This is a genomic window from Pseudomonas sp. FG36 (genome assembly GCF_057809275.1).
The window spans coordinates 158,999-184,330 of sequence record NZ_JBMDJQ010000005.1 but is presented as its reverse complement, the minus strand read 5'-3'; the positions used below and the strand labels follow the sequence as shown (position 1 = coordinate 184,330).

Genomic DNA, 25,332 nt, shown 5'->3' with positions numbered 1-25,332 from the left:
GTGCGTGGGAGCGGCGATGCGGTGCCCGACTTGCCCCGCGATGCTATCGCACAGCCATCGAGATTTTCGATTTGCCCCATTCTCCCCAACGCCGCTGGTACCTGCCGGTCTTCCTGGTCGCCGCCCTGGTCTTGCTGCCGCTCAGCGTCCTGCTGTTGTCATGGCAGTTGGTTGACAGCCAGATCTGGTCGCACCTGCTCGACACCCAGATGAGCCGCCTGCTGGGTAATACCCTGACCCTGGTGCTGGGCGTCGGTATCGGCGTGACCGTGCTGGGGGTGAGCCTGGCGTGGCTCACCAGCCTCTGCGAATTCCCCGGCCGGCGTTGGCTGGATTGGGCGCTGATGCTGCCTTTCGCCATCCCGGCCTATGTGCTGGCGTTCGTCTTCGTCGGCCTGCTCGATTTTGCAGGCCCCGTGCAGACCGCGCTGCGCGAGGTGTTCGGGCCCATGCGCCTGCCCAGGGTGCGCTCCACCGGTGGTGTAATCACGGTATTGGTGCTGGTGTTCTACCCCTACGTCTACCTGCTGGCGCGCACGGCCTTCCTGGCCCAGGGCAAGGGCTTGATGGAGGCGGCGCGGGTGTTGGGGCTGTCACCGCTGCAGGCCTTCTGGCGGGTGGCCTTGCCCATGGCGCGGCCGGCCATCGGCGCCGGCATCGCCCTGGCACTGATGGAGACCCTGGCCGATTTCGGCGCGGTGGCGGTATTCAATTTCGACACCTTTACCACAGCCATCTACAAGACCTGGTACGGCTTCTTCAGCCTCTCCAGTGCGGCGCAACTGGCCAGCCTGCTGCTGCTGGCGGTGATGCTGGTGCTGTATGGCGAGCGCCGGGCCCGAGGCGCCAGCCGCAGTGGCAACGAACGCCCGAGGGCGCAGGCGCTTTATCACTTGCGGGGTATCAAGGCGTTGGCTGCCAGTGGCTGGTGCCTGCTGGTGTTCGCCTGTGCCTTCGTCATTCCGATGCTGCAGTTGCTGGCGTGGTTCTGGCAGCGCGGGCGGCACGACCTCGACGAGCGCTATGTCGGCCTGGTCATGCATACCCTGTACCTGGGAGCCATGGCGGCGCTGATCACGGTCAGCGTGGCCATGCTTCTGGCGTTCGCCAGGCGGCAGGCCCCGACTGCCGGTATCCGTGCCGGGGTCGGGCTGGCCAACCTGGGTTATGCGTTGCCCGGCTCGGTGCTGGCCGTGTCGATCATGTTGGCGTTCAGCTACCTGGACAACCAGCTGGTAGTGCCGCTGTCCCAGTGGTTGGGCGGGGCGGGCAAGCCGTTGTTGCTGGGCAGCTTGTCGGCATTGTTGCTCGCCTATCTGGTTCGGTTCATCGCCGTGGCCTATGGGCCGCTGGAGAGCAGCCTGGAGCGGATTCGCCCATCGCTTCCGGAAGCGGCGCGCAGCCTCGGGGTCGCTGGCCCAGGATTGTTTTTCAAGGTGTATCTGCCGTTGCTGGTGCCCGGCGCCCTCAGTGCCGCCCTGCTGGTGTTCGTCGATGTACTCAAGGAGATGCCGGCGACTTTGCTGATGCGCCCGTTCGGCTGGGACACCCTGGCCGTGCGCGTGTTCGAGATGACCAGCGAGGGCGAATGGGCGCGTGCTTCGCTGCCAGCGTTGACCCTGGTACTGGTCGGCCTGCTGCCGGTGATCGGCCTGATCCGCCGCTCGGCCCATCGTCCGGGCCATCCGCGCTGAGGGTGTCACGCAGCTCCCTTGCGGCTACAATGCGCGGCATTCGCAGCGACGGGTCCTACAAGAACAGGTGATGATTGAACATCGCCGACCGCCGCCGCCTCGCCACGCCCGGAAGGAGAAACCCATGGGACAGCGTACGCCTCTGTATGACCTGCACCTGGCGCTCGGCGCCAAGACGGTCGATTTCGGCGGATGGGACATGCCCCTGCACTACGGCTCGCAAGTCGAGGAGCACCACCAGGTGCGCAGTGACTGCGGGGTGTTCGATGTTTCCCACATGACGGTCATCGATATCGATGGCTGCGCCGCCACGCCCTGGCTGCAACACCTGCTGGCCAACGACGTGACGCGCCTGGAAAGCCCCGGTAAGGCCCTCTACAGCCCGCTGCTCAATGCCGAGGGCGGGGTCATTGACGATCTCATTGCCTACCGCACCGAAGACGGTTATCGCCTGGTGGCCAATGCCGCCACCCGCGACAAGGTGCTGGCCTGGCTGCAGGTTCGCAGCGAAGGCTTCAAGGTGAATTTCAAAGCACGGCCTGAACTGGCCATTCTCGCCATCCAGGGGCCTCACGCCCGAGAAAAGGTCGCTGCCCTGCTCAGCGCCTCCCGGGCCGCGCTGATCCGCGAGCTGCGCCCCTTCGAAGGCCTCGCCGACGGTGATTGGTTCATCGCCCGCACCGGCTATACCGGGGAAGATGGGCTGGAAATCATTCTTCCGGGCGAACAGGCCCCGGCGTTCTACAACGATTTGGTCGGCGCCGGTATCGCCCCGAGCGGCCTGGGCGCCCGCGATACGCTGCGCCTGGAGGCCGGCATGAACCTGTATGGCCAGGATATCGATGAAGCCCATACCCCGCTGACCTCCAACTTGGGCTGGAGTGTCGCGTGGGAGCCGGTCGGGCGCGAATTTATCGGCCGCAGTGGCTTGCTCGCGGAAATCGAACAGGGCGTGAAGGAAAAACTGGTCGGCCTGGTGCTCGAGGAGCGTGGCGTATTGCGCGCGCATCAGGTGGTCCGTGTATCCGGGATTGGCGAAGGGGAGATCACCAGTGGTAGTTTCTCGCCTACGCTGAGCAAATCCATTGCCTTGGCCCGCGTGCCCATGGCCACCGGTGACCGGGCCGAGGTGGAAATCCGCGGCAAGTGGTACCCGGTGCGAGTGGTAAAGCCGACCTTCGTGCGCCATGGCAAGATCCTGATCTGAACATTAACGGCGGGCCGTCCGCTGACCCATTACGAGGAATACAAGACAATGAGCCAAATCCCCGCCGACCTGCGTTTTGCCGAAAGCCACGAGTGGGCTCGCCTGGAAGCCGATGGCACGGTGACCGTGGGTATCAGTGACCACGCCCAGCAAGCACTGGGCGACGTGGTGTTCGTCGAGCTGGCCGAAGTCGGCAAGGTGTTCGCCGCAGGCGACGCCGCTGGCGTGGTCGAGTCCGTCAAGGCCGCCTCGGATATCTATGCCCCGGTGGGTGGTGAAGTCATCGCGGTCAACGAAGAGCTGGCTGACAGCCCTGAGCTGCTCAACGAAGAGCCTTACGAGTCGTGGATCTTCAAGCTGAAGCCGAGCGACAAGTCCGAACTGGACAAGCTGCTGGATGCAGCAGGCTATGCAGCGCTGATCGGCGAGTAACAGGGCCGCCCTCATCGCGGGGCATGCCCGTTCCCATAGTGTGTTCCTTGTGGGAGCGGGCTGGTCCCGCGATAAGGGCTGCACGGTAAACGCAATAATCCCCGCACATTCGGCAATCCTTCCTAGACTTGTAAGTCTCCATGAGAGCTGGTCCAGGAAGAGATCGTCGCCATGTCCCAGTCGCCATCGCTGAGCCAACTGCAAGAGCCCAACCCTTTCCTGCGTCGCCACCTGGGGCCCGATGCCCAGGAGCAGCAGGCCATGCTCGACGCCCTCGGCGTCGCCAGCCGCAGTGAACTGATCGAGCAGACGGTGCCACCGGGCATCCGCTTCAATCGCCCACTCGACCTGCCGCCGGCCCTCGATGAGCAGGCCGCACTGGCCAAACTCGCGGGCTACGCTGCGCAGAACCAGCTGTGGACCAGCCTGATCGGCATGGGCTACCACGCCACCATCACCCCCACGGTCATCCTGCGCAACGTGCTGGAGAACCCTGGCTGGTACACCGCCTACACGCCCTACCAACCAGAAATCGCCCAAGGCCGGCTGGAGGCGCTGCTGAACTTCCAGCAAATGATCATCGACCTTGCCGGCCTGCCCCTGGCCAATGCCTCGCTGCTTGACGAGGCCACCGCTGCCGCCGAGGCGATGGCCCTGGCCAAGCGTGTGGCGCGCAGCAAGAGCAACGCCTTCTTCGCCGACGAGCACTGCCACCCGCAAACCCTGTCGGTGCTCAAGACCCGCGCCGAGGGGTTCGGCTTCGAGCTGATCGTCGATTCGGTGGATAACCTGGGCAAGCACCAAGTGTTCGGCGCGTTATTGCAGTACCCCGACACCCACGGCGAGGTGCGCGACCTGCGCCCGCTGATCGACCAGTTGCATGGCCAGCAGGCCCTGGCCTGCGTAGCTGCCGACATCCTCAGCCTGGTGGTGCTGACGCCGCCCGGCGAACTGGGTGCCGACGTGGTGCTCGGCTCGACGCAGCGCTTTGGCGTGCCCATGGGCTATGGCGGGCCGCACGCGGCCTACTTCGCCTGTCGCGACGACTACAAGCGGGCGATGCCCGGGCGCATCATCGGCGTATCACGTGATGCCCGTGGCAACACCGCGCTGCGCATGGCCCTGCAGACCCGCGAGCAGCACATTCGTCGCGAGAAGGCCAACTCCAACATCTGCACGGCCCAGGTGCTGCTGGCCAACATCGCCGGCTTCTACGCCGTCTACCATGGCCCCGAGGGCTTGCAGCGCATCGCCCAGCGCGTGCATCGGCTGACGTTCATCCTCGCCGCCGGCCTCGAAGCCAAAGGCATCAAGCGCCTCAACCAGCATTTCTTCGATACCCTGACGCTGGACGTCGGCGGCACCCAGGCGGCGATCATCGAAAGCGCCGAGGACGCCCGCGTCAACCTGCGCATTCTCGGTCGCGGGCACCTAGGGCTGAGCCTGGACGAGACCTGCGACGAAGCTACGGTGCTGAAGCTGTTCGATATCTTCCTTGGCGTCGACCACGGCCTGGACATTGCCGCCCTCGACCAGCAGGCCCTGCCCGAAGGCATCCCCGGCGCGCTGGTGCGGCGCACACCGATCCTGCAGCACCCGGTGTTCAACCTGCACCACAGCGAGACCGAGATGCTGCGCTACCTCAAGCAGCTGGAGAACAAGGACCTGGCACTCAACCAGTCGATGATCCCGCTGGGCTCGTGCACCATGAAGCTCAATGCCACCAGCGAGATGATCCCCATCACCTGGCCTGAATTCGCCCAGCCGCATCCGTTCGCCCCGGCCGCGCAGGTGCAAGGATACAAGGCGATGATCGATGAGCTCGAAGCCTGGTTGTGTGCCATCACCGGCTTCGATGCCATCTGCATGCAGCCCAACTCGGGCGCCCAGGGCGAGTACGCCGGGCTGATGGCGATCACTCGTTATCACCAGAGCCGCCACCAGGCCGGGCGCACGATCTGCCTGATCCCGTCCTCGGCCCATGGCACCAACCCGGCGTCGGCGCAGATGGCCGGCATGGAAGTGGTGATCGTCGAGTGCGACGAGGACGGCAACGTCGACCTCGATGATCTCAAGGCCAAGGCGCGCCAGGCCGGCGAGCGGCTGTCGTGCCTGATGGTGACCTACCCGTCCACCCATGGGGTGTACGAAGAGGGCATCCGCGAGATCTGCGAGGTGGTGCACCAGCTTGGCGGGCAGGTCTACATGGACGGCGCCAACCTCAATGCCCAGGTGGGGCTGACGCGGCCGGCGGACATCGGTGCCGATGTCTCGCACATGAACCTGCACAAGACCTTCTGCATCCCCCATGGCGGCGGTGGCCCGGGCATGGGGCCCATTGGCATCCGTGCACATCTCAAGCCGTTCGTGGCCAGCCACCCGGTGGTGCCGGTGCCGGGGCTTGACCCGAACAACAGCGCGGTGAGCGCGGCGCCGTGGGGCAGCGCCAGCATCCTGCCGATCAGCTGGATGTACATCGCCATGATGGGGCCGCAGCTGGCTGATGCCAGCGAGGTGGCGATCCTGTCCGCCAACTACCTGGCCAGCCAACTGCGCGACGCCTTCCCGGTGTTGTACCGCGGGCGCAACCAGCGCGTGGCCCATGAATGCATCTTCGATCTGCGCCCGCTCAAGGCGTTGACCGGGATTACCGAGGAGGACGTGGCCAAGCGCCTGATGGACTATGGCTTCCATGCCCCGACCATGTCGTTCCCGGTACCGGGCACGTTGATGGTCGAGCCCACCGAGAGTGAGTCGAAGGCCGAGCTGGATCGCTTCGTCGAAGCGATGCTGGCGATCAGGGCGGAGATTGCCGAAGTCGAGGAAGGCAACTGGCCGGCCGAGGACAACCCGCTCAAGCACGCGCCGCATACCCTGGCCGATGTACTGGCGCCGTGGAGCCGGCCATACAGCCTTGAGCAGGGCATCGCCCCCAGCGCTCACGCTCGCCAGCACAAGTACTGGCCGGCGGTGAACCGGGTCGACAACGTGTATGGGGACAGGAATCTGTTCTGCGCGTGCGTGCCGGTGGAGGCGTATCGCTAGGGTCTGGCGAGGCGGGGGGGCTGCAACGCAGCCCCGGGACTTACTCGGCCACGGCGTTCTTGGCCAGGATCGCGTTGGCCAGTTCCATGTCACTGGCCTGCACGCCCGGGTTGTCCGCGCGCACCTGGCGGATCGCTGCTTCCAGGAACGGCCCGCGAATGGCGCCATCACTGGCAACGAAGCTGCCGGCGTCGTCCTGGGCAGCGACGATCAGTTTGTGGTCCTTGAAGGTCAGGTAGGTCGAGGCGGTGGTCGCGCCGGAGGAGATGATATTGCGCCAGAACGTGTCGGCCATGGCGGAGCCAAGGGGCAGCGAGAACAGGACGGTGGCTGCGATGGCTGTTTTGAGACGCATGATGAATCACCTCGGTGTATGAGGGCGGTTGAGATGCCGATTTGATCGTTGCCCATGGTCCCAAGTTCCCGGCCACAAAGGAGATTTCTTGGTTATCCACAGACCCGCAGGACCTCTTCGGTAGAGGTCCTGCCCTGGGCGACCCGGTCACCACCGTGCCGTCGAAGGTCACGCAGCCCGTCTACCTCTGCCTGTTGGCGCAGGGCGGCGAGGTCGCTGGCGGGGGTGATCCGTTCGCGCAATGCGGTGCTGACCTGGAGCAGTTCGAACAGCCCGGTACGCCCATGGAAACCCGTACCCCGGCACTGCGGGCAGGCCTGGCGATCCTGCGGGCGCAGGCCCAGACAAGCGCGACATAGCGTGCGCACCAGGCGCTGGGCCATGACCCCGAGCAGAGTCGCCCTGATCAGGTAGTCGGCGACACCCAGCTCCAGCAGGCGGGTGATCGCGCCGCAGGCGTCCTGGGTATGCAGGGTCGACAACACCAGATGCCCGGTGAGGGCTGCCTGCACGGCCACCTGGGCGGTTTCTCGGTCACGGATTTCACCGATCATGATGATGTCCGGATCCTGGCGTAGCAGGGCGCGAGCACCGCTGGCGAAGTCCAGCTCCAGGCTGGGTTGGACCTGCAATTGGTTGATCATCGGTTCAAGGCGCTCGATCGGGTCCTCGATGCTGCACAGGTTGACCTGGGGGCTGGCCAGGTGCCGGAGGCTGGCGTACAGGGTGCTGGTCTTGCCCGAGCCGGTCGGCCCCGTCACCAGCAGGATGCCCTGGCGTTGTTGCAGCAGGGCCAGCCACTGCTCCAGCAACGCGCCCTCCAGGCCCAGGGTTTCGAGGCTGTCGTGCAATTGCTGAGGGTCGGACAGGCGCAGCACCAGCTTCTCGCCGAACGGGGTGGGCAGGGTGGACAGGCGCAGCTCCACCTCGGCGCCGCTGGGCAGGCGGGTTTTCAGGCGGCCGTCCTGTGGTCGGCGTTTCTCGGCGACGTTCATGCGGCCCAGGTGCTTCAGCCGGCTGACCATCGCCAGGGTGACGCTGGCCGGGAAGGCATACACCGCGTGCAGCAGGCCATCGATGCGCAGGCGCAGATGGCCTTGTTCACGGCGGGGCTCCAGGTGGATATCGCTGGCGCGCTGTTCGATGGCGTATTGCAGCATCCAGTCGACGATGTGCACGATATGGGCATCGTCCGCGCTGGCCTGGGTTTGCCTGGCACCCAGTTCGAGCAGTTGCTCCAGCTCGCCGAGGCGGGGCAACTGGCCAAGGCCCGCGCCGCGCACGGAGTGGGCCAGGCCCAGGAAGGTCGGGCGCAGCTGGCGCAGCTGTCGCGGGCTGGCCAGCACCCGGCGCACTGCCTTGCCCAGGCTGCGGCTCAGGTCTGCCTCCCATTCGCGTTGATAAGGCTGGGCGCTGGCCACCGTGACACTGTGTTCATCCACGGCCACGGCGAGGATGCCATGGCGCTGGGCGAAGGCGGCGGACATCAGCCCGGCCACGCGCACCAGATCGACCTGCAAGGGGTCGATTGCCAGAAATGGCTGGCCAACCCGGTCTGCCAGCCAGCGGCACAGGGCATCCAGCCCCAGCGGGTGGCCGATGGCGGCGATCAGCTCTAGGGGGTGTTCGCCAGGGTGGGCCTTGGCGCGCTCGAGAGCCGCGAGCGCGGCTTCGGGGGCGATCCGCTGCTCCGCCAGCAAGGCATCCAGCAGGCGATTGAGGTCAAGATCAAGGTGGTCGTTGGCGAGCATGCAAGCGTCCTTGCCGGGCTTCAGAGGCCTGGGCAAGGCTAGTCGTGCAGACGCACGGCGTCGGTGCAAAGGGTTTCCGGACATTGCCTGCCGGTTTCAACGGCGGGCTACCTCCGCAAGCTGTGGCAGATTCGCCAGGCACACTTCGCTGACGCAGACCAGGTTGCGCAGTTTCTGCGCGATCACTTCGGCCCGGTGCCAGCTCAGGCCGCCGACGCCGATCGCCACGTCCAGCAGATCGTCGCACTGGCTCACGTTGACGCTGTGCGGGGTGAGGAACTGCAGGGCGAACAGGTTGAGCACGCGACACAGGCTGTCCGGTTCGGCGTCGGCCTGCAGGCGGTAGTGCACAGTGCAGTGGACAGTGTTGGCGGCCCAGGCGTCGAGGCGGGGCAAGGTGAGGGGCCGTTCGAGTGCGTTCATGCTGGGTCTCCGCGAAAGTGGAGAAATTCTTGCACGTCAGACGGGGCATTTTTTCGCTATGATTCGCCAATATCGCGCCACTGCGAATTTTTTAATTCGCAAAAATGCAAATTGGAGAATTGTTAATGCTTGGCGAATTGGACGCTTACGACCGGCGCATTCTTGAACTGCTGCAAGACGACGCCTCGCTGTCCAGCGCGCAGATTGCCGAGCGTGTGGGCCTGTCGCAGTCACCTTGCTGGCGGCGCATTCAGCGCCTGAGGGAGGAGGGCGTGATTCGCGGCCAGGTGACGCTGCTGGACCGCAAGAAGGTAGGGCTGAACACGCAGATCTTCGCCGAAGTGAAGCTCAACGCCCACGGCCGTTCGAACTTCGCCGAGTTCACCGAGGCGATCCGCGGTTTTCCCGAAGTGCTGGAATGTTATGTGCTGATGGGAGCGGTGGACTTCCTGCTGCGTATCGTCACCTCGGATATCGAGGCTTACGAGCGGTTCTTCTTCGAAAAGCTGTCGAACGTGCCGGGTATTCAGGAAGTTAACTCGATCGTGGCGTTGTCGGAGATCAAGTCGACCACGAGCCTGCCGCTGAGGCCCTGAAGAGCCAATCGCGGGGCAAGCCCGCTCCTAGCAGTGCAGGAGCGGGCGGTGCGGACTCAGGCCTTGAGCAGGTGCTTCCAGGCGCGGTTCTGCTCGATGGCGCGAGCCTGCTCGATGCGGGCTTCGAGCAGTTCGCCCTTGTCTTCCTCCAGCAGCGGCAGTTCGGCCAGCTCGTGCAGCTTGTTCAGCTCGCCGTAGAGGCGGTCCTGCTGTGGCAGGTCGAGCACTTGGCGGGCGTGGTGCAGCCAGGTTTGCACGGTCTCGATGCGCGGCAGCTGCTCGGCCAGGTCCTCTGGACGCTGCACATACAACGGCAGTTTCAGGGCGCGGGCTTCCTCGCCCAGCAAGTGCTGCAGCCAGCTGGCCAGCTGCGCCTTGCCCTGGCGCTCGCCACGGCCCTTGCGCTCGACGGTCCAGGCGCGGGCGGTCAGCCAGCGTGCGGTCTCCAGGGAGAACTGGCCCCAGCGCGGATCTTCCAGCTCTTCGGCGAACTGCTCGGGGGCGGCGCGACGGATGTCCTCGTCGTCGTTGCCGGCCAATACCAGCGGGCGCCAGTCTTCCAGCAACGCATCGAGGCTGGCGCGCAGGGCGCGGGTGGTCGGGCGCGGTGCCGCCTGGCCGAGGCTGGCGGTGAGGGCGCGCAGCTCGGCCAGGCAGCGAACCCAGTCCTGCAGCAGGCGCCAGTGGCCATTGTGGCGATACTGCTCGGCCAGGCGCTGGCTGCTGCCCAGCAGTTGCCAGGCCAGGGCGGCGTAGGCGTCGTCCATCGGCATCTCGGCGTGCAGCTCGGTCACCGGCAGGCCCAGCTCGTAGCTGTCCGGATCGAGCAGGCGGTAGCCGCGCTCGGCCTTGCTGATGTCGCAAGGCATCAGGGCGAGGCTGGCGGACAGCTCGGCGGCCAGTTCCAGCAGCGCCTCTGGGGCACCTTCACGCAGCTCCAGCTCCAGCTCGCAGATTTCTTCCTTGCGCTTGCCGGCGATCACGAAGCCCTGGTCGATGGCCGCTTCGATCACCACCTTGGCCTTGCCGCGGCCCCAGGCGATCTCGGCGTACTCGCGGGTGAAATCGGTGGTGAACAGCGGTTTGATGGCCTTCTTGTCCAGCCCGGCCAGTTGCTCGGGCCAGCAGGTGCCATCGAGTTTCTTCAGGTCGAGCTTGACCTTGTCCAGGTGCCATTCGAACTCGTTGCGCTCGGACAGGCCGGCCACGCTCTGGCCGCGGCATTTGAGGGTCTGGATGATGACCTCGCCGTCGCGGCGCAGGCGCAGGGCGACACGGGCAGCGGACAGGTCGCGCTCCGGGGTGTCGAAGTACTGGTTGAGCAGTTCGCGGGTCTGCCAGCCGGACTTGTTGCGCTTTTTCAGCAGCGGGTGCTCGCGCAGGGCGGCAAGGGTCTCGCGACTGGCGCGGAGTTTGAGTTCGGTTTCTTTGTGCATCGCGGGCTCGGAAGGAGGGGCATCGTGATTGGGCAGTCTACAGCACTTGCGGCTTGAATCCTTGCTTGTGGGCGCGCGCTTGCCTTGCGGGTCTTTTGCATTGTTATGATGCCCCTCACGCCTCCGAGGAATCCGCGCATGCCGTTGCCATCGCTGAAAGACCAGTTTGCCGCCCTGATCGCCGCACCTTCGGTCAGTTGCACACAGGCTGCGCTGGACCAGTCCAACCGAGCCGTCATCGACCTGCTGGCCGGCTGGTTGGGTGACCTGGGTTTCACCTGCGAGATCCAACAGGTCAGCCCTGGCAAGTTCAACCTGCTGGCCAGCCGCGGCACCGGCCCGGGCGGCCTGGTGCTGGCCGGGCACAGCGACACGGTGCCCTTCGACCCGCAACTGTGGAGCAGCGACCCGCTCAAGCTCACCGAGGTCGATGGCCGTTGGGTAGGCCTGGGCAGTTGCGACATGAAGGGCTTCTTCGCCCTGGTCATCGAGGCGGTGATCCCGCTGCTCGAGCACGATTTCAAGCAGCCGCTGCTGATCCTCGCCACCTGCGACGAAGAAAGCTCGATGTCCGGGGCCCGGGCCCTGGCCGAGGCCGGCCAGCCCCTCGGGCGGGCGGCGGTGATCGGCGAGCCTACCGGGCTCAAGCCGATTCGTATGCACAAGGGCATCCTCATGGACCGCATCGACATTCTCGGGCGCAGTGGCCATTCGTCGGATCCGAACCTGGGCCGCAGCGCCCTGGAGGCCATGCATGCGGTGATGGGCGAGCTGATGGCGCTGCGCCGCAGCTGGCAGGAGCAGTACCGCAACCCCCAGTTCACGGTGCCTGCCCCGACCCTGAACTTCGGCTGCATCCATGGCGGCGACAACCCCAACCGCATCTGTGGCCAGTGCGCCCTGGAGTTCGACCTGCGCCCGTTGCCGGGCATGGATGTGGAGCAACTGCGTGCAGCGATCCGCGGCAAGCTCACCCCGCTGGCCGAACGTCATGACGTGCGTATCGACTATGCACCGCTGTTCCCGGAAGTGCCGCCGTTCGAGCAGGCCGCCGACAGCGAGCTGGTGCGCCTGGCCGAGCGCCTGACCGGCCATCGCGCCGAAGCAGTGGCCTTTGGTACCGAAGCGCCTTATCTTCAGCAGCTCGGTTGCCAGACCATCGTGCTGGGGCCCGGTGACATCGCCTGTGCCCATCAGCCCGGCGAGTACCTTGAAATGTCACGTATCGAGCCTACCGTGCGTCTATTGCGTGACCTGATCCGGCACTATTGCCTGAACCATTGATCTTTCCTGAGCAGAGGAGACCGCGCGTGACCGCAAGCCTGTTCCGACGATGACTTTCGAACGTTGTGCGCCTTTTCGTTCTCCGTTCACTTATCCACAGGCCCTGTCATGCCCGATTACGTCAACTGGTTGCGCCACGCTTCTCCCTACATCAACGCCCACCGCGATTGCACCTTCGTGGTCATGCTCCCCGGTGATGGCGTCGAGCACCCGAACTTCGGCAACATCGTCCACGACCTGGTGCTGCTGCACAGCCTGGGCGTGCGCCTGGTGCTGGTCCACGGTTCACGTCCGCAGATCGAGAGCCGCCTGGCCGCACGCGGCCTGACCCCGCACTATCACCATGGCATGCGCATCACCGACGCGGCGACGCTGGACTGCGTGATCGACGCCGTCGGCGCCCTGCGCCTGGCCATTGAAGCGCGCCTGTCGATGGACATGGCGGCCTCGCCCATGCAGGGCTCGCGCCTGCGGGTGGCCTCCGGCAACCTGGTCACGGCACGGCCGATCGGGGTGCTTGAAGGGGTCGACTATCACCATACCGGTGAAGTGCGCCGGGTCGACCGCAAGGGCATCAATCGCCTGCTCGACGAGCGTTCCATCGTGTTGCTGTCGCCGCTGGGCTATTCGCCGACCGGCGAGATCTTCAACCTGGCCTGCGAGGATGTGGCCACCCGCGCCGCCATCGAGCTGGGTGCCGACAAGCTGCTGCTGTTTGGGGCCGAGCCGGGCCTGCTGGACGAGCGTGGGCAATTGGTGCGCGAGCTGCGCCCGCAGCATATCGCGCCGCATCTGCAGCGGCTGGGCAGTGACTACCAGGCCGAGCTGCTGGATGCCGCCGCCGAGGCCTGCAAGGGCGGTGTGGCACGCAGTCATATCGTCAGTTATGCCGAGGATGGCGCGCTGCTGACCGAGCTGTTCACCCGTGGTGGCGGTGGCACGCTGGTGTCCCAGGAGCAGTTCGAGGTGGTGCGCGAGGCGACCATCGAGGATGTCGGCGGCCTGCTGGAGCTGATCAGCCCGCTGGAAGAGCAGGGCATCCTGGTGCGCCGTTCACGGGAGGTGCTGGAGCGGGAGATCGAACAGTTCAGCGTGGTCGAGCGCGAGGGCATGATCATCGCCTGCGCGGCGCTTTACCCGATTGCCGATTCCGAGGCGGGGGAGCTGGCGTGCCTGGCGGTCAACCCGGAGTACCGGCATGGCGGGCGTGGTGACGAACTGCTCGAGCGCATCGAGGAGCGGGCGCGCACGCTGGGGCTCAATACCTTGTTCGTGCTGACGACCCGGACCGCACACTGGTTCCGTGAGCGCGGCTTCTCGCCCAGTGGCGTGGAACGGCTGCCGGCGGCGCGGGCTTCGCTGTACAACTACCAGCGTAACTCGAAGATCTTCGAGAAACCGCTCTGACACCGAGGCAATGAAAAACGCCGCCCCTGAGGGCGGCGTTTTCGTTTACACGGTGTGCAGGTACCAGTTGTACTCGAGGTCGGAGATCGAGTGCTCGAACTCCTCCAGCTCGCTTTCCTTGCACGCGACGAAGATGTCGATGTACTTCGGATCGATGTACTTGTTGAGGATCTCGCTGTCGTCCAGCTCGCGCAGGGCATCGCGCAGGTTGTTCGGCAGGCTCTGCTCCAGCTGCTCGTACGAGTTGCCTTCGATCGGCTCGCCCGGTTCGACCTTGTTGGTCAGGCCATGGTGCACGCCGGCCAGTACCGCGGCCATCATCAGGTACGGGTTGGCGTCGGCGCCGGCCACGCGGTGCTCGATGCGCACGGCATCCGGCGAGCCGGTCGGCACGCGCAGCGCCACGGTACGATTGTCCAGGCCCCAGCTCGGTGCGTTCGGCACGTAGAACTGCGCGCCGAAACGGCGGTACGAGTTGACGTTCGGGCAAAGGAACGCCATCGAGGCGGGCAGGGTCTCGAGCACACCGCCGACAGCGTGACGTAGCGCGGCGTTCTGCTCGGGATCCTCGCTGGTGAAGATGTTGTTGCCATCTTTGTCCAGCACGGAAATGTGTACATGCAGGCCGTTGCCTGCCTGGCCCGGGTAGGGCTTGGCCATGAAGGTGGTGTCCATTTCATGGTCGTAGGCGATGTTCTTGATCAGGCGCTTGAGCAGCACCGCATAGTCACAGGCCTTGAGCGGGTCGGCGACGTGGTGCAGGTTGACTTCGAACTGCGCCGGGGCGCTTTCCTTGACGATGGCGTCGGCAGGAATGCCTTGCTCCTTCGCGCCTTCGAGGATGTCCTGCAGGCAGTCGGCGTATTCGTCGAGGTCGTCGATCAGGTACACCTGGGTCGACTGCGGGCGCTTGCCCGAAATCGGCGAGCGTGGCGGCTGCGGGCGACCGTTCACGTTCTCCTGGTCGATCAGGTAGAACTCCAGCTCGAACGCGGCGCAGATGGTCAGGCCCAGGTCGGTGAACTTGCTCACCACCTGGCGCAGCACTTCACGCGGGTCGGCGAAGAACGGCTCGCCTTCGATCTCGTGCATGGTCATCAGCAGCTGCGCGGTCGGGCGCTTCTGCCAAGGCTCGTTGCAGAGAGTGTCGGGGATTGGGTAGCAGATGCGGTCGGCATCGCCGATGTCCAGGCCAAGGCCTGTGCTTTCGACGGTCGAACCGTTGATATCCAGGGCGAAGAGGGAGGCTGGCAGGTTGATGCCTTTCTCGTAAACCTTGTGGAGGCTGGTGCGCTCTATGCGCTTGCCGCGCACCACACCATTCATATCTGCAATCAGAAGGTCAACGTAGAGAACCTCAGGATGTTCCTTAAGGAACGCGTTCGCTTCGTTAAGCTGAACGGCACGCGGGGGTACCGACATGATGCAACACCTTTGTTGTTAAAAATATCAATCAAGGGGGGCTTGCAACCCCAGTCAATCGGAAAGACCAGGTTAAGTCAAGCCAGCACCCTGATGCCCTTAAATGGCACATCTACGGCAGATTTGCTGCATCTCGGGGCGTGCCATTATCCGCTATTTTCGACTTGAAGGGTTATCCCGAGCGGGGCGTGTTTTATTTTTTACGGGGGAGTTGTGTAAAAAAATGAACGAGGCTAAGCTCGGCATCAACCCAGAACACAATAATACGAGGGTCACATGGTCCGCCTGTCGAGACCTGCCAGCACCGCATGCACGGTGCGTTCAGGTACATCTCCCGGTTGCCGTCCGGTCACTGCACGCCTGCTTCGAAGGGGCGCCGCGCTGGCCGCAATAATTGACGGTTCGCTTGAAAAAGCCATGCCTCGTAACGCTTTAGCGCAACACCTCCTTTCCTTCTGCCCTTCGCTTTCTGTCCGGACGCGCGCCCATGGCGTGTATCCATTGTCGTCCTGCGCGAGGGTTTTTGCTTTAGCCATGCACAGCATCCAGAATCAAGGCGCGGGCCTGTCCAGGCCCCTCGGCGCGCTGCGCGCCGACTTTGTCCGACGCCTGGCGTCAGTGGCCGCCGGTTGCCGCCAACCGCGCCACATTACCTCCTGAGGTATTTATGAGTAACAACCTCGACCAGCTCACCGATTGGTTGAAAGAGCACAAGATCACCGAAGTGGAGTGCCTGATCAGCGACCTGACCGGCATCACCCGCGGCAAGATCTCGCCTACCAACAAATTCATCGCCGAAAAGGGTATGCGCCTGCCCGAGAGCGTGCTGCTGCAGACCGTGACCGGCGATTACGTCGACGATGACATCTATTACGAACTGCTCGACCCGGCCGATATCGACATGATCTGCCGCCCCGACGAGAACGCGGTGTTTCTCGTGCCTTGGGCCATCGAGCCGACCGCCCAGGTGATCCACGACACCTATGACAAGAAGGGCAACCCGGTCGAGCTGTCGCCGCGCAACGTGCTGAAGAAGGTCCTGAAACTCTACGCCGACAAGGGCTGGCAGCCGATCGTCGCGCCCGAGATGGAGTTCTACCTGACCAAGCGTAGCGAAGACCCCGACTTTCCGCTGCAGCCGCCGGTGGGCCGTTCCGGCCGCCCGGAAACCGGCCGACAGTCGTTCTCCATCGAGGCGGCCAACGAATTCGACCCGCTGTTCGAGGACGTCTACGACTGGTGCGAGCTGCAGCAGCTGGACCTCGACACGCTGATCCACGAGGACGGCACCGCGCAGATGGAAATCAACTTCCGTCATGGTGACGCCCTGCACCTGGCCGACCAGATCCTGGTGTTCAAACGCACCATGCGCGAGGCGGCGCTCAAGCACAACGTGGCCGCCACCTTCATGGCCAAGCCGATGACCGGCGAGCCGGGCAGCGCCATGCACCTGCACCAGAGCGTGGTCGATGCCGTCACCGGCAAGAACATCTTCTCCAACGCCGACGGCAGCATGAGCGAGTTGTTCCTCAACCACATCGGTGGCCTGCAGAAGTTCATCCCCGAGGCGCTGCCGCTGTTCGCCCCCAACGTCAACTCGTTCCGCCGCTTCCTGCCGGACACCTCCGCCCCGGTGAACGTCGAGTGGGGCGAAGAGAACCGCACCGTCGGCTTGCGCGTACCGGATGCCGGGCCGCAGAACCGCCGGGTCGAGAACCGCCTGCCGGGCGCCGACGCCAACCCGTACCTGGCCATCGCCGCCAGCCTGCTGTGCGGCTATATCGGCATGGTCGAAGGCATCGAGGCCAGCGCGCCAGTCCAGGGCCGCGGCTACGAGCGCCGAAACCTGCGCCTGCCGCTGACCATCGAGGACGCCCTCGAGCGCATGGAAATCAGCCGTGCGCTGGAGCAGTACCTGGGCAAGAAATTCATCACCGGCTACGTCGCCACCAAGCGCGCCGAGCACGAGAACTTCAAGCGCGTCATCAGCTCCTGGGAGCGAGAGTTCCTGCTGTTTGCTGTGTGATCAACCCTGAGGCCGCCAGGGCGCGGCCACCGGACCATGGAGAAGCACATGAGCGTCAACAACCCGCAAACCCGTGAATGGCAAACCCTGAGCGGCGAGCACCACCTTGCACCTTTCAGCGACTACAAACAGCTGAAGGAAAAGGGGCCGCGCATCATCACCAAGGCGCAGGGTGTGCATTTGTGGGACAGCGAGGGGCACAAGATCCTCGACGGCATGGCCGGCCTGTGGTGCGTGGCGGTCGGCTATGGCCGTGAAGAACTGGTGCAGGCGGCAGAAAAGCAGATGCGCGAGCTGCCGTACTACAACCTGTTCTTCCAGACCGCCCACCCGCCGGCGCTGGAGCTGGCCAAGGCGATCACCGACGTGGCGCCTGCCGGCATGACCCATGTGTTCTTCACCGGCTCCGGCTCCGAGGGCAACGACACCGTGCTGCGCATGGTCCGCCACTACTGGGCGCTCAAGGGCAAGCCGGGCAAGCAGACCATCATCGGTCGTATCAACGGCTACCACGGTTCCACCGTCGCCGGTGCGAGCCTGGGCGGCATGAGCGGCATGCACGAGCAGGGCGGCCTGCCGATCCCAGGCATCGTGCATATCCCGCAGCCGTACTGGTTCGGCGAGGGTGGCGACATGACCCCGGATGAGTTCGGCGTGTGGGCCGCCGAGCAGTTGGAGAAGAAGATTCTCGAAGTCGGCGAGGACAATGTTGCCGCCTTCATCGCCGAGCCGATCCAGGGCGCCGGCGGGGTGATCATCCCGCCAGACACCTACTGGCCGAAGATCAAGGAAATCCTCGCCAGGTACGACATCCTCTTCGTCGCCGACGAAGTGATCTGCGGTTTCGGCCGTACCGGCGAGTGGTTCGGCTCCGACTACTACGACCTTGCACCCGACCTGATGACCATCGCCAAGGGCCTGACCTCCGGTTACATCCCCATGGGCGGTGTGATCGTGCGTGACACCGTGGCCAAGGTGATCAGCGAAGGTGGCGATTTCAACCATGGTTTCACCTACTCCGGCCACCCGGTGGCGGCAGCGGTGGGCCTGGAAAACCTGCGCATCCTGCGTGACGAGCAGATCGTCGCGAAGGCCCGCGATGAAGTGGCACCCTACTTGCAAAAACGACTGCGTGAGCTGCAGGACCACCCACTGGTGGGCGAGGTGCGCGGCCTGGGCCTGCTCGGCGCGATCGAGCTGGTCAAGGACAAGGCCACCCGCAGCCGTTACGAGGGCAAGGGCGTGGGCATGGTCTGCCGCAACTTCTGCTTCGACAACGGCCTGATCATGCGCGCCGTCGGCGACACCATGATCATCGCGCCGCCGCTGGTGATCAGCCGCGCAGAGGTGGACGAGCTGGTGGAAAAGGCGCGCAAGTGCCTGGATTTGACGTACGAAGCGATTAAATGACGGTCTGCTAGGCTGGCGAGGTGACATTAAGTCCGTTACAGGCGCTGCTTTTGTTGAAACAGCGCCTTGTAACTTGCCAGACTAACGGCTGTTTCAGTCGCCCAGCGCGTGACCCGTGGGACCTGGCTGCTGAACAGATGGCTTGATAATAAATTCTGGAGCATTACGCATGAAGAAATTGGGCAAGACGCTGCTGGCCGCCGCCCTTATGGGTGCCATGGCCACCGCTGTTCAGGCTGACGACAAGGTGCTGCACGTCTACAACTGGTCGGACTATATCGCCCCGGACACCGTGGCCAACTTCGAGAAAGAGACCGGCATCAAGGTCGTCTACGACGTCTTCGACAGCAACGAGACCCTTGAAGCCAAGCTGCTGGCGGGCAAGTCGGGTTACGACATCGTCGTGCCGTCCAACAACTTCCTGGCCAAGCAGATCAAGGCTGGCGTCTACCAGGAGCTGGACCGCTCCAAGCTGCCGAGCTGGAAAAACCTCGACCCGGCCCTGCTCAAGGCGGTCGGCGATGCCAGCGACCCGGGCAACAAGTTCGCCTTCCCCTACATGTGGGGCTCCATCGGCATCGGCTACAACCCGGAGAAGGTCAAGGCCGCGCTGGGCATCGACAAGATCGACTCTTGGGACGTGGTGTTCAAGCCAGAGAATATCGCCAAGCTCAAGAGCTGCGGCGTGAGCTTCCTCGATGCGCCGACAGAGATGATCCCGGCCGCGCTGCATTACCTGGGCAAACCGAGCGACAGCACCAAGAAGGAAGACCTGAAGGCGGCCGAGGACCTGTTCCTGAAAATCCGCCCTTCGATCACCTACTTCCACTCTTCCAAGTACATCTCGGACCTGGCCAACGGCAACATCTGCGTGGCCGTGGGCTACTCGGGTGACCTGGAGCAGTCCAAGGCCCGTGCCCACGAGGCCGGCGACAAGGTCAAGCTGAGCTATGTCATTCCGAAGGAAGGTGCCGGTACCTTCTATGACATGGTCGCCATCCCGAAAGATGCCGAGAACGTCGACGCCGCCTACAAGTTCATGGAATACCTGCTGCAGCCGAAAGTGATGGCCGGTATTACCAACGCCGTGCGTTTCCCGAACGGTAACAAGGCAGCCACCGAGTTCGTCGACAAGGACATTACCAGCGATGCGGCGATCTACCCTTCCGAGGAAGTGAAGGCGCAGCTCTACGCGATCAAGGCGCCAGAGAAGACCGCCCAGCGCGAGATCACCCGCAGCTGGACCAAGATCAAGTCGGGCAAGTAAGCCCGATGCGGCAACCTCTGGGCCGGGCTTTTCCGGCCCAGAGGCCAGTAAAGGCAAATAAGTTTGCGGCATCCACGCCGTGAAGGTAAGTTGCGCGCCGGTTTTGCGTGTGCGGCCGAGGTTTACTGCCCGCAAAGGCACTGATTGTGAGGACCACCCACTTGTCTATTTCTGTTTTTCGCCAGGCCTTGATGGCCGGAGCGGGTCTGACGCTGGCTTGCAGCGTCCAAGCGGCGCCCACGGTGCACATCTACAACTGGTCCGACTATGTCGGCCCCACCACGCTCGCCGATTTCCAGAAGGAAACCGGGATCGAGCCCAAATACGACGTCTTCGACAGCAACGAGACGCTGGAAGGCAAGCTGCTGGCCGGGCGCACCGGCTATGACGTGGTCGTGCCGTCCAACCATTTCCTCGGCAAGCAGATCAAGGCGGGCGCGTTCCAGAAGCTCGACCGCGACCTGCTGCCCAATTATGCGAACCTCGACCCGGCGCTGATGAAGCGCCTGGAGAAGAACGACCCGGGCAACCAGTACGCCGTCCCCTACCTGTGGGGCACCAATGGCATCGGCTACAACGTCGAGAAGGTCAAGGCGGCGCTGGGCACCGACAAGATCGATTCCTGGGCGGTGCTGTTCGAGCCTGAGAACATGAAGAAACTCAGCAAGTGCGGTGTGGCCTTCCTCGACTCCGCCGACGAGATGCTGCCGGCGGTGCTCAACTACATGGGCCGCGACCCCAACAGCAGCAACCCCAAGGACTACGCCGATGCAGAGAAGAAACTGCTGGCCGTGCGTCCCTACGTGACTTACTTCCATTCTTCGAAATACATCACCGATCTCGCCAACGGCGACATCTGCGTGGCCGCCGGTTTCTCCGGCGACGTGTTCCAGGCCAAGGCCCGTGCCGAAGAGGCGAAGAAGGGCGTGAAGCTGGCCTACGCCATCCCCAAGGAAGGCGGCAACCTCTGGTTCGATGTGCTGGCGATTCCCAAGGACGCCAGCAACGTCAAGGAGGCCCATGCCTTCATCAACTATTTGCTGAAACCTGAGGTTATCGCCCAGGTCAGTGATTACGTCGGTTACGCCAACCCGAACCCCAAGGCTGGCGACCTGATGGACCAGGCCGTGAGGACTGACGCCGCGGTTTACCCACCGCAGGAAGTGCTGGACAAGATGTTCGTCAACGCCGAGTTGCCACCCAAGGTGCAACGTTTGATGACCCGCAGCTGGACCAAGGTCAAGTCGGGCAAGTAACAATCCAGGCCCGCCAGCGCAGCGGCGGGCACACAAATCTTGTTGGGAGTTTCACTCATGGCAGTTGCCTCCGGTGCCTATAAGAAAGCCCTCGAGGGTGGCCAGCAACCCAAGCAGGTGCTGGTCAAGATCGACCGGGTCACGAAAAAGTTCGACGAAACGGTAGCCGTGGACGATGTGTCCCTGGAAATCCGCAAGGGCGAGATCTTCGCCCTGCTGGGCGGCTCCGGTTCCGGCAAGTCCACCTTGCTGCGCATGCTGGCCGGTTTCGAGCGTCCGACCGAAGGGCGGATCTTCCTCGATGGCGTCGACATCACCGACATGCCGCCCTACGAGCGGCCGATCAACATGATGTTCCAGTCCTACGCACTGTTCCCGCACATGACCGTGGCGCAGAACATCGCCTTCGGCCTGCAGCAGGACAAGATGCCCAAGGCCGAGATCGACGCCCGCGTGGCCGAGATGCTCAAGCTGGTGCACATGACCCAGTACGCCAAGCGCAAGCCGCACCAGCTGTCCGGTGGCCAGCGCCAGCGCGTGGCCCTGGCCCGTTCGCTGGCCAAGCGTCCCAAGCTGCTGCTGCTCGACGAGCCGATGGGCGCGCTGGACAAGAAACTGCGCTCGCAGATGCAACTGGAGCTGGTGGAGATCATCGAGCGCGTGGGCGTGACCTGCGTGATGGTGACCCACGACCAGGAAGAGGCCATGACGATGGCCCAGCGCATCGCCATCATGCACCTGGGCTGGATCGCCCAGATCGGCAGCCCGATCGATATCTATGAAACCCCGACCAGCCGCCTGGTCTGCGAGTTCATCGGCAACGTCAACCTGTTCGAAGGCGAAGTGGTCGACGATGCCGAAGGCCATGCGGTCATCGCCAGCCCGGAGCTGGAGCGCAAGATCTACGTCGGCCACGGTGTCACCACCTCGGTCGAGGACAAGCACATCACCTACGCCTTGCGCCCCGAGAAGCTGCTGGTCACCACCGAGCAGCCGACCTGCGAGCACAACTGGTCGCGCGGCAAGGTCCACGACATCGCCTACCTCGGCGGCCACTCGGTGTTCTACGTCGAGCTGCCCAGCGGCAAGATCGTCCAGTCGTTCGTCGCCAACGCCGAGCGCCAGGGCACCCGCCCGACCTGGGATGACGAAGTCTACGTGTGGTGGGAAGACGACAGCGGCGTGGTACTGCGGTCATGAAAATCCGCAAGCTCAAGCGAGCCTTCCAGCGCCTTGTCCCGGAGGGGCGGCACCTGGTGATCGGCGTGCCGTTCATCTGGCTGTTCCTGTTCTTCATGCTGCCGTTCTTCATCGTCCTGAAGATCAGCTTTGCCGAAGCCGATGTGGCCATCCCGCCGTACACCGAGATCTACACCTACCTGGAAGGCAAGGTCCAGCTGGTGCTGAACCTGGCCAACTATGGCCTGCTGACCGAGGACGAGCTGTACATCGCGGCCTACCTCGGCTCGCTCAAGGTCGCCTTCTTCAGCACCTTGCTCTGCCTGCTGATCGGCTACCCGATGGCCTACGCCATCTCCAAGGCCAGGAAAGAGTCACAGACCGTCCTGCTGCTGCTGATCATGATGCCGACCTGGACTGCGATCCTGATCCGCGTCTACGCCTGGATGGGCATCCTCAGCAACAACGGCCTGCTCAACAGCTTCCTGCTGTGGCTGGGGCTGATCGACCAACCGCTGCAGATCCTCAACACCAACCTGGCGGTGTATATCGGCGTGGTCTATTCGTACCTGCCGTTCATGATCCTGCCGCTGTACGCCAACCTGGTGAAGCACGACGAAAGCCTGCTGGAAGCTGCATCGGACCTTGGTTCGAGCACCTTCAACAGCTTCTGGAAGATCACCGTGCCGCTGTCGAAGAACGGCATAATCGCCGGCTGCATGCTGGTGTTCATCCCGGTGGTGGGCGAGTTCGTGATTCCTGAACTGCTCGGCGGCCCGGAAACCCTGATGATCGGTAAAGTGCTGTGGCAAGAGTTCTTCAACAACCGTGACTGGCCGGTGGCATCCGCGCTGGCGGTAGTGATGCTGGCGATCCTGATCGTACCGATCCTGCTGTTCAACCGCAGCCAGGCCAAAGAGATGGAGGGCCGCGCATGAAACGCTTCAGTTTCTCCAAGCTGATGCTGGTGCTCGGCTTGCTGTTCATCTACCTGCCGATGCTGATCCTGGTGATCTACTCGTTCAACGCCTCCAAGCTGGTGACGGTATGGGGCGGTTGGTCGGTGAAGTGGTACGTCGGCCTGCTCGACAACACCCAGCTGATGGGTTCGGTGATGCGCTCGCTGGAGATCGCCTGCTACACGGCGGTCGCCGCGGTGGCGCTGGGCACCCTGGCGGCCTTCGTGCTGACCCGGGTCACCCGCTTCAAGGGCCGCACGCTGTTCGGTGGCCTGGTCACCGCGCCGCTGGTGATGCCCGAGGTGATCACCGGTCTGTCGCTGTTGCTGCTGTTCGTGGCCATGGCGCAGATGATCGGCTGGCCGCAGGAGCGCGGCATCGTCACCATCTGGATCGCCCACACCACGTTCTGCGCCGCCTATGTGGCGGTGGTGGTGTCGGCGCGCCTGCGCGAGCTGGACCTGTCCATCGAGGAGGCGGCCATGGACCTGGGCGCCAAGCCGTGGAAAGTGTTCTTCCTGATCACCATCCCGATGATCGCACCGTCGTTGGCGGCGGGCGGCATGATGTCGTTCGCCCTGTCGCTGGATGACCTGGTGCTGGCCAGCTTCGTCTCCGGTCCTGGCTCGACCACCCTGCCGATGGAAGTGTTCTCGGCCGTGCGCCTGGGCGTGAAGCCGGAGATCAACGCCGTGGCCAGCCTGATCCTGCTGTCGGTGTCGCTGGTGACCTTCATGGTCTGGTACTTCAGCCGCCAGGCCGAGGAGCGTCGTCGTCGGGCGATCCAGCAGGCCATCGAGGAGGGCGCCGCGGCGAACGTCTCGCAGCCGCAGGTACGTCGTCCAGCCCAGGCCGCCGCGCAGGCCTGAGCCAACGCATCGCGGGGCAAGTCGCATCGCCGGTGTGCAGATGCGTCTTGCCCCGCGGTCTTTTCAGCCCTGGTCCGGCCAGTTCCAGGCCGGTTCATCCAGCATGCCCTGCCCGACGATACCGGTCTGCCCCAAGGTCTTCTCCAGGTGGATCGAGTTACACTCGGCATCCTCCTCCAGGGCCGCCACCAGCCGCGGCGCGTGCGACACCACCCATACCTGACATTCTCGCGCCGCGCGGCGGATCAGGCGTGCCAGTGCCGGCAACAAGTCCGGGTGCAGGCTGGTCTCCGGCTCGTTGAGCACCATCATGCTCGGAGGGCGCGGCGTGAGCAGGGCAGCCACCAGCAACAGGTAGCGCAAGGTCCCGTCGGACAGCTCGGCAGCGCTCAGCGGCCGCAGCAGCCCGGCCTGGTGGAAGCGCAGGCCGAACAGGCCGCCGGGCTGGGCGTCGACCGCAAGCCGGGCGCCGGGAAAAGCGTCGCTCACTGCATCCTGCAGGGCCTGCAGGTCACCGATCTCGTCGATGGTCTGCAGGGCGGCGGCGAGGTCGCGGCCATCGTGATGCAGCACCGGCGTGCGCGTTCCCAGCCGCGATTGTCGGGCGGGCGCTTCGGCATCGGTACGGAAATGGTCGTAGAAGCGCCAGCTGCGGATCTGCTCGCGCAGGTGCGGCACCTCGGGGGAACCCTGGAGACTGCCGATCTGGTCGAACAGGCTGTCGAACTCGGTCATGTGCTGGTGCAGCACCTGCCATTGGCGCCCGTCGCGGGCCTTGACCATCCCCGCGTTGCGCTGCACCAGCTGGCTGGCGGGTCGGCACAGGGGGCCGGCCCAGATCGTCTCCTGCTTGATCTGCGGATCCAGGGCGAACTGCGACCGGCTGGGTTCGGGCAGGCCGAGGCTGATCGCGTAGCCGAAGTCTTCGCTGGCAAAGCCCATCTTCAGCCGCCGGGCTTGCTGGCGTGGCCCGCCTTCCACTGGCACCTCGCCATTGAGCATGCGCCGGGTGAGCTTCTCGGGGCCGGCCCAGAAGGTCGACTCCAGCCCGCCCTCGGCAGCCAGCGCATTGACCACGCCGCCGCGCGCGGTCTCTGCCAGCAGGCGCAAGGCCTTGTACAGGTTGGACTTGCCACTGCCATTGGCACCGGTAATCACGTTCAGCCGCCCCAGCGGCAGCACCAGCTGGTTGATCGAGCGGTAGTTGGCAATGGCCAGGGTGGTGAGCATAGGCGGCATCCTTGAGCGGTCGGACGGCAGTATCGCCGATCCCGCCTCGCTTTGTTGAACCCTGGCCAATGCCGTTTGTCGATC

20 protein-coding genes are annotated in these 25,332 nt (G+C 64.3%); 14 read left to right on the top strand and 6 right to left on the bottom strand.

Annotated elements, in window-relative coordinates:
* Positions 1 to 71 precede the first annotated feature (71 nt).
* The 4 genes from ACODS9_RS06830 (at position 72) to gcvP (ending at position 6,378) form a co-directional block, all read left to right on the top strand.
* Positions 72 to 1,694 carry an ABC transporter permease gene (locus tag ACODS9_RS06830; protein ID WP_401107125.1) on the top strand — a complete coding sequence of 541 codons (1,623 nt, stop codon included), beginning with the start codon at positions 72 to 74 and terminating at the stop codon, positions 1,692 to 1,694.
* Between the two features lie 124 nt (positions 1,695 to 1,818).
* Positions 1,819 to 2,901, top strand: coding sequence for a glycine cleavage system aminomethyltransferase GcvT (gene gcvT / locus ACODS9_RS06825; RefSeq protein WP_401107127.1), 1,083 nt, complete (start codon positions 1,819 to 1,821; stop codon positions 2,899 to 2,901).
* A gap of 48 nt (positions 2,902 to 2,949) precedes the next feature.
* Positions 2,950 to 3,333 (top strand): glycine cleavage system protein GcvH, encoded by a 384-nt coding sequence (gene gcvH / locus ACODS9_RS06820; protein ID WP_046853732.1) that lies wholly within the window; start codon positions 2,950 to 2,952, stop codon positions 3,331 to 3,333.
* A 171-nt stretch (positions 3,334 to 3,504) separates the two neighbouring features.
* Positions 3,505 to 6,378 carry an aminomethyl-transferring glycine dehydrogenase gene (gene gcvP / locus ACODS9_RS06815; protein WP_489093562.1) on the top strand — a complete coding sequence of 958 codons (2,874 nt, stop codon included), beginning with the start codon at positions 3,505 to 3,507 and terminating at the stop codon, positions 6,376 to 6,378.
* A 40-nt stretch (positions 6,379 to 6,418) separates the two neighbouring features.
* Here gcvP and ACODS9_RS06810 read toward each other — a convergent pair whose 3' ends face one another.
* The 3 genes from ACODS9_RS06810 to ACODS9_RS06800 form a co-directional block, all read right to left on the bottom strand.
* A complete protein-coding gene (locus ACODS9_RS06810; RefSeq protein ID WP_046853734.1) occupies positions 6,419 to 6,733 on the bottom strand; it encodes a DUF2388 domain-containing protein in 315 nt (104 codons plus the stop codon).
* Between the two features lie 92 nt (positions 6,734 to 6,825).
* Positions 6,826 to 8,484 (bottom strand): GspE/PulE family protein, encoded by a 1,659-nt coding sequence (locus ACODS9_RS06805; protein ID WP_489093561.1) that lies wholly within the window; start codon positions 8,482 to 8,484, stop codon positions 6,826 to 6,828.
* Between the two features lie 96 nt (positions 8,485 to 8,580).
* The gene (locus ACODS9_RS06800; protein WP_046853736.1) at positions 8,581 to 8,907 is read right to left on the bottom strand and encodes a hypothetical protein; all 327 of its coding nucleotides are present in this window, start codon (positions 8,905 to 8,907) and stop codon (positions 8,581 to 8,583) included.
* 125 nt (positions 8,908 to 9,032) lie between these two features.
* Here ACODS9_RS06800 and ACODS9_RS06795 point away from each other — a divergent pair, with 125 nt between their 5' ends.
* Entirely contained in the window at positions 9,033 to 9,503 is a 471-nt protein-coding gene (locus ACODS9_RS06795) for an Lrp/AsnC family transcriptional regulator (RefSeq protein ID WP_023631494.1), read from the top strand.
* A gap of 56 nt (positions 9,504 to 9,559) precedes the next feature.
* Here ACODS9_RS06795 and ACODS9_RS06790 read toward each other — a convergent pair whose 3' ends face one another.
* Complete coding sequence (locus ACODS9_RS06790) at positions 9,560 to 10,939, bottom strand: CYTH domain-containing protein (protein ID WP_401107138.1); 1,380 nt, start codon at positions 10,937 to 10,939, stop codon at positions 9,560 to 9,562.
* A 138-nt stretch (positions 10,940 to 11,077) separates the two neighbouring features.
* Between ACODS9_RS06790 and argE the strand changes: the two genes are divergently transcribed.
* On the top strand, positions 11,078 to 12,223 hold the full coding sequence (gene argE, locus ACODS9_RS06785) for an acetylornithine deacetylase (RefSeq protein WP_367857623.1): 1,146 nt from the start codon (positions 11,078 to 11,080) through the stop codon (positions 12,221 to 12,223).
* A gap of 108 nt (positions 12,224 to 12,331) precedes the next feature.
* Entirely contained in the window at positions 12,332 to 13,630 is a 1,299-nt protein-coding gene (gene argA / locus ACODS9_RS06780; protein WP_038707016.1) for an amino-acid N-acetyltransferase, read from the top strand.
* 45 nt (positions 13,631 to 13,675) lie between these two features.
* Here argA and ACODS9_RS06775 read toward each other — a convergent pair whose 3' ends face one another.
* Positions 13,676 to 15,052: a glutamine synthetase family protein gene (locus ACODS9_RS06775; protein ID WP_038707015.1), complete on the bottom strand. Its 1,377-nt coding sequence runs from the start codon at positions 15,050 to 15,052 to the stop codon at positions 13,676 to 13,678.
* A 667-nt stretch (positions 15,053 to 15,719) separates the two neighbouring features.
* Between ACODS9_RS06775 and ACODS9_RS06770 the strand changes: the two genes are divergently transcribed.
* The 7 genes from ACODS9_RS06770 (at position 15,720) to ACODS9_RS06740 (ending at position 24,018) form a co-directional block, all read left to right on the top strand.
* Positions 15,720 to 17,078, top strand: a complete 1,359-nt coding sequence (locus ACODS9_RS06770) for a glutamine synthetase family protein (RefSeq protein WP_038707014.1) — start codon at positions 15,720 to 15,722, stop codon at positions 17,076 to 17,078.
* A 48-nt stretch (positions 17,079 to 17,126) separates the two neighbouring features.
* A complete protein-coding gene (locus ACODS9_RS06765; RefSeq protein WP_489093560.1) occupies positions 17,127 to 18,488 on the top strand; it encodes an aspartate aminotransferase family protein in 1,362 nt (453 codons plus the stop codon).
* Positions 18,489 to 18,657: 169 nt separating this feature from the next.
* Positions 18,658 to 19,755: a polyamine ABC transporter substrate-binding protein gene (locus ACODS9_RS06760; protein ID WP_046853738.1), complete on the top strand. Its 1,098-nt coding sequence runs from the start codon at positions 18,658 to 18,660 to the stop codon at positions 19,753 to 19,755.
* Between the two features lie 161 nt (positions 19,756 to 19,916).
* Positions 19,917 to 21,011, top strand: a complete 1,095-nt coding sequence (locus ACODS9_RS06755) for a polyamine ABC transporter substrate-binding protein (protein ID WP_046853739.1) — start codon at positions 19,917 to 19,919, stop codon at positions 21,009 to 21,011.
* Between the two features lie 57 nt (positions 21,012 to 21,068).
* Positions 21,069 to 22,211 carry a polyamine ABC transporter ATP-binding protein gene (potA, locus tag ACODS9_RS06750; RefSeq protein WP_046853740.1) on the top strand — a complete coding sequence of 381 codons (1,143 nt, stop codon included), beginning with the start codon at positions 21,069 to 21,071 and terminating at the stop codon, positions 22,209 to 22,211.
* A complete protein-coding gene (locus tag ACODS9_RS06745; RefSeq protein ID WP_023630467.1) occupies positions 22,208 to 23,128 on the top strand; it encodes an ABC transporter permease subunit in 921 nt (306 codons plus the stop codon). The genes potA and ACODS9_RS06745 overlap by 4 nt, the downstream gene beginning before the upstream one ends.
* Positions 23,125 to 24,018, top strand: coding sequence for an ABC transporter permease subunit (locus tag ACODS9_RS06740; RefSeq protein ID WP_038707013.1), 894 nt, complete (start codon positions 23,125 to 23,127; stop codon positions 24,016 to 24,018). Before ACODS9_RS06745 ends, ACODS9_RS06740 begins: the two co-directional genes overlap by 4 nt.
* A gap of 63 nt (positions 24,019 to 24,081) precedes the next feature.
* Here the strand turns inward: ACODS9_RS06740 and ACODS9_RS06735 are convergent, their stop codons facing one another.
* Positions 24,082 to 25,248: an AAA family ATPase gene (locus tag ACODS9_RS06735; RefSeq protein ID WP_489093559.1), complete on the bottom strand. Its 1,167-nt coding sequence runs from the start codon at positions 25,246 to 25,248 to the stop codon at positions 24,082 to 24,084.
* Positions 25,249 to 25,332 lie beyond the last annotated feature (84 nt).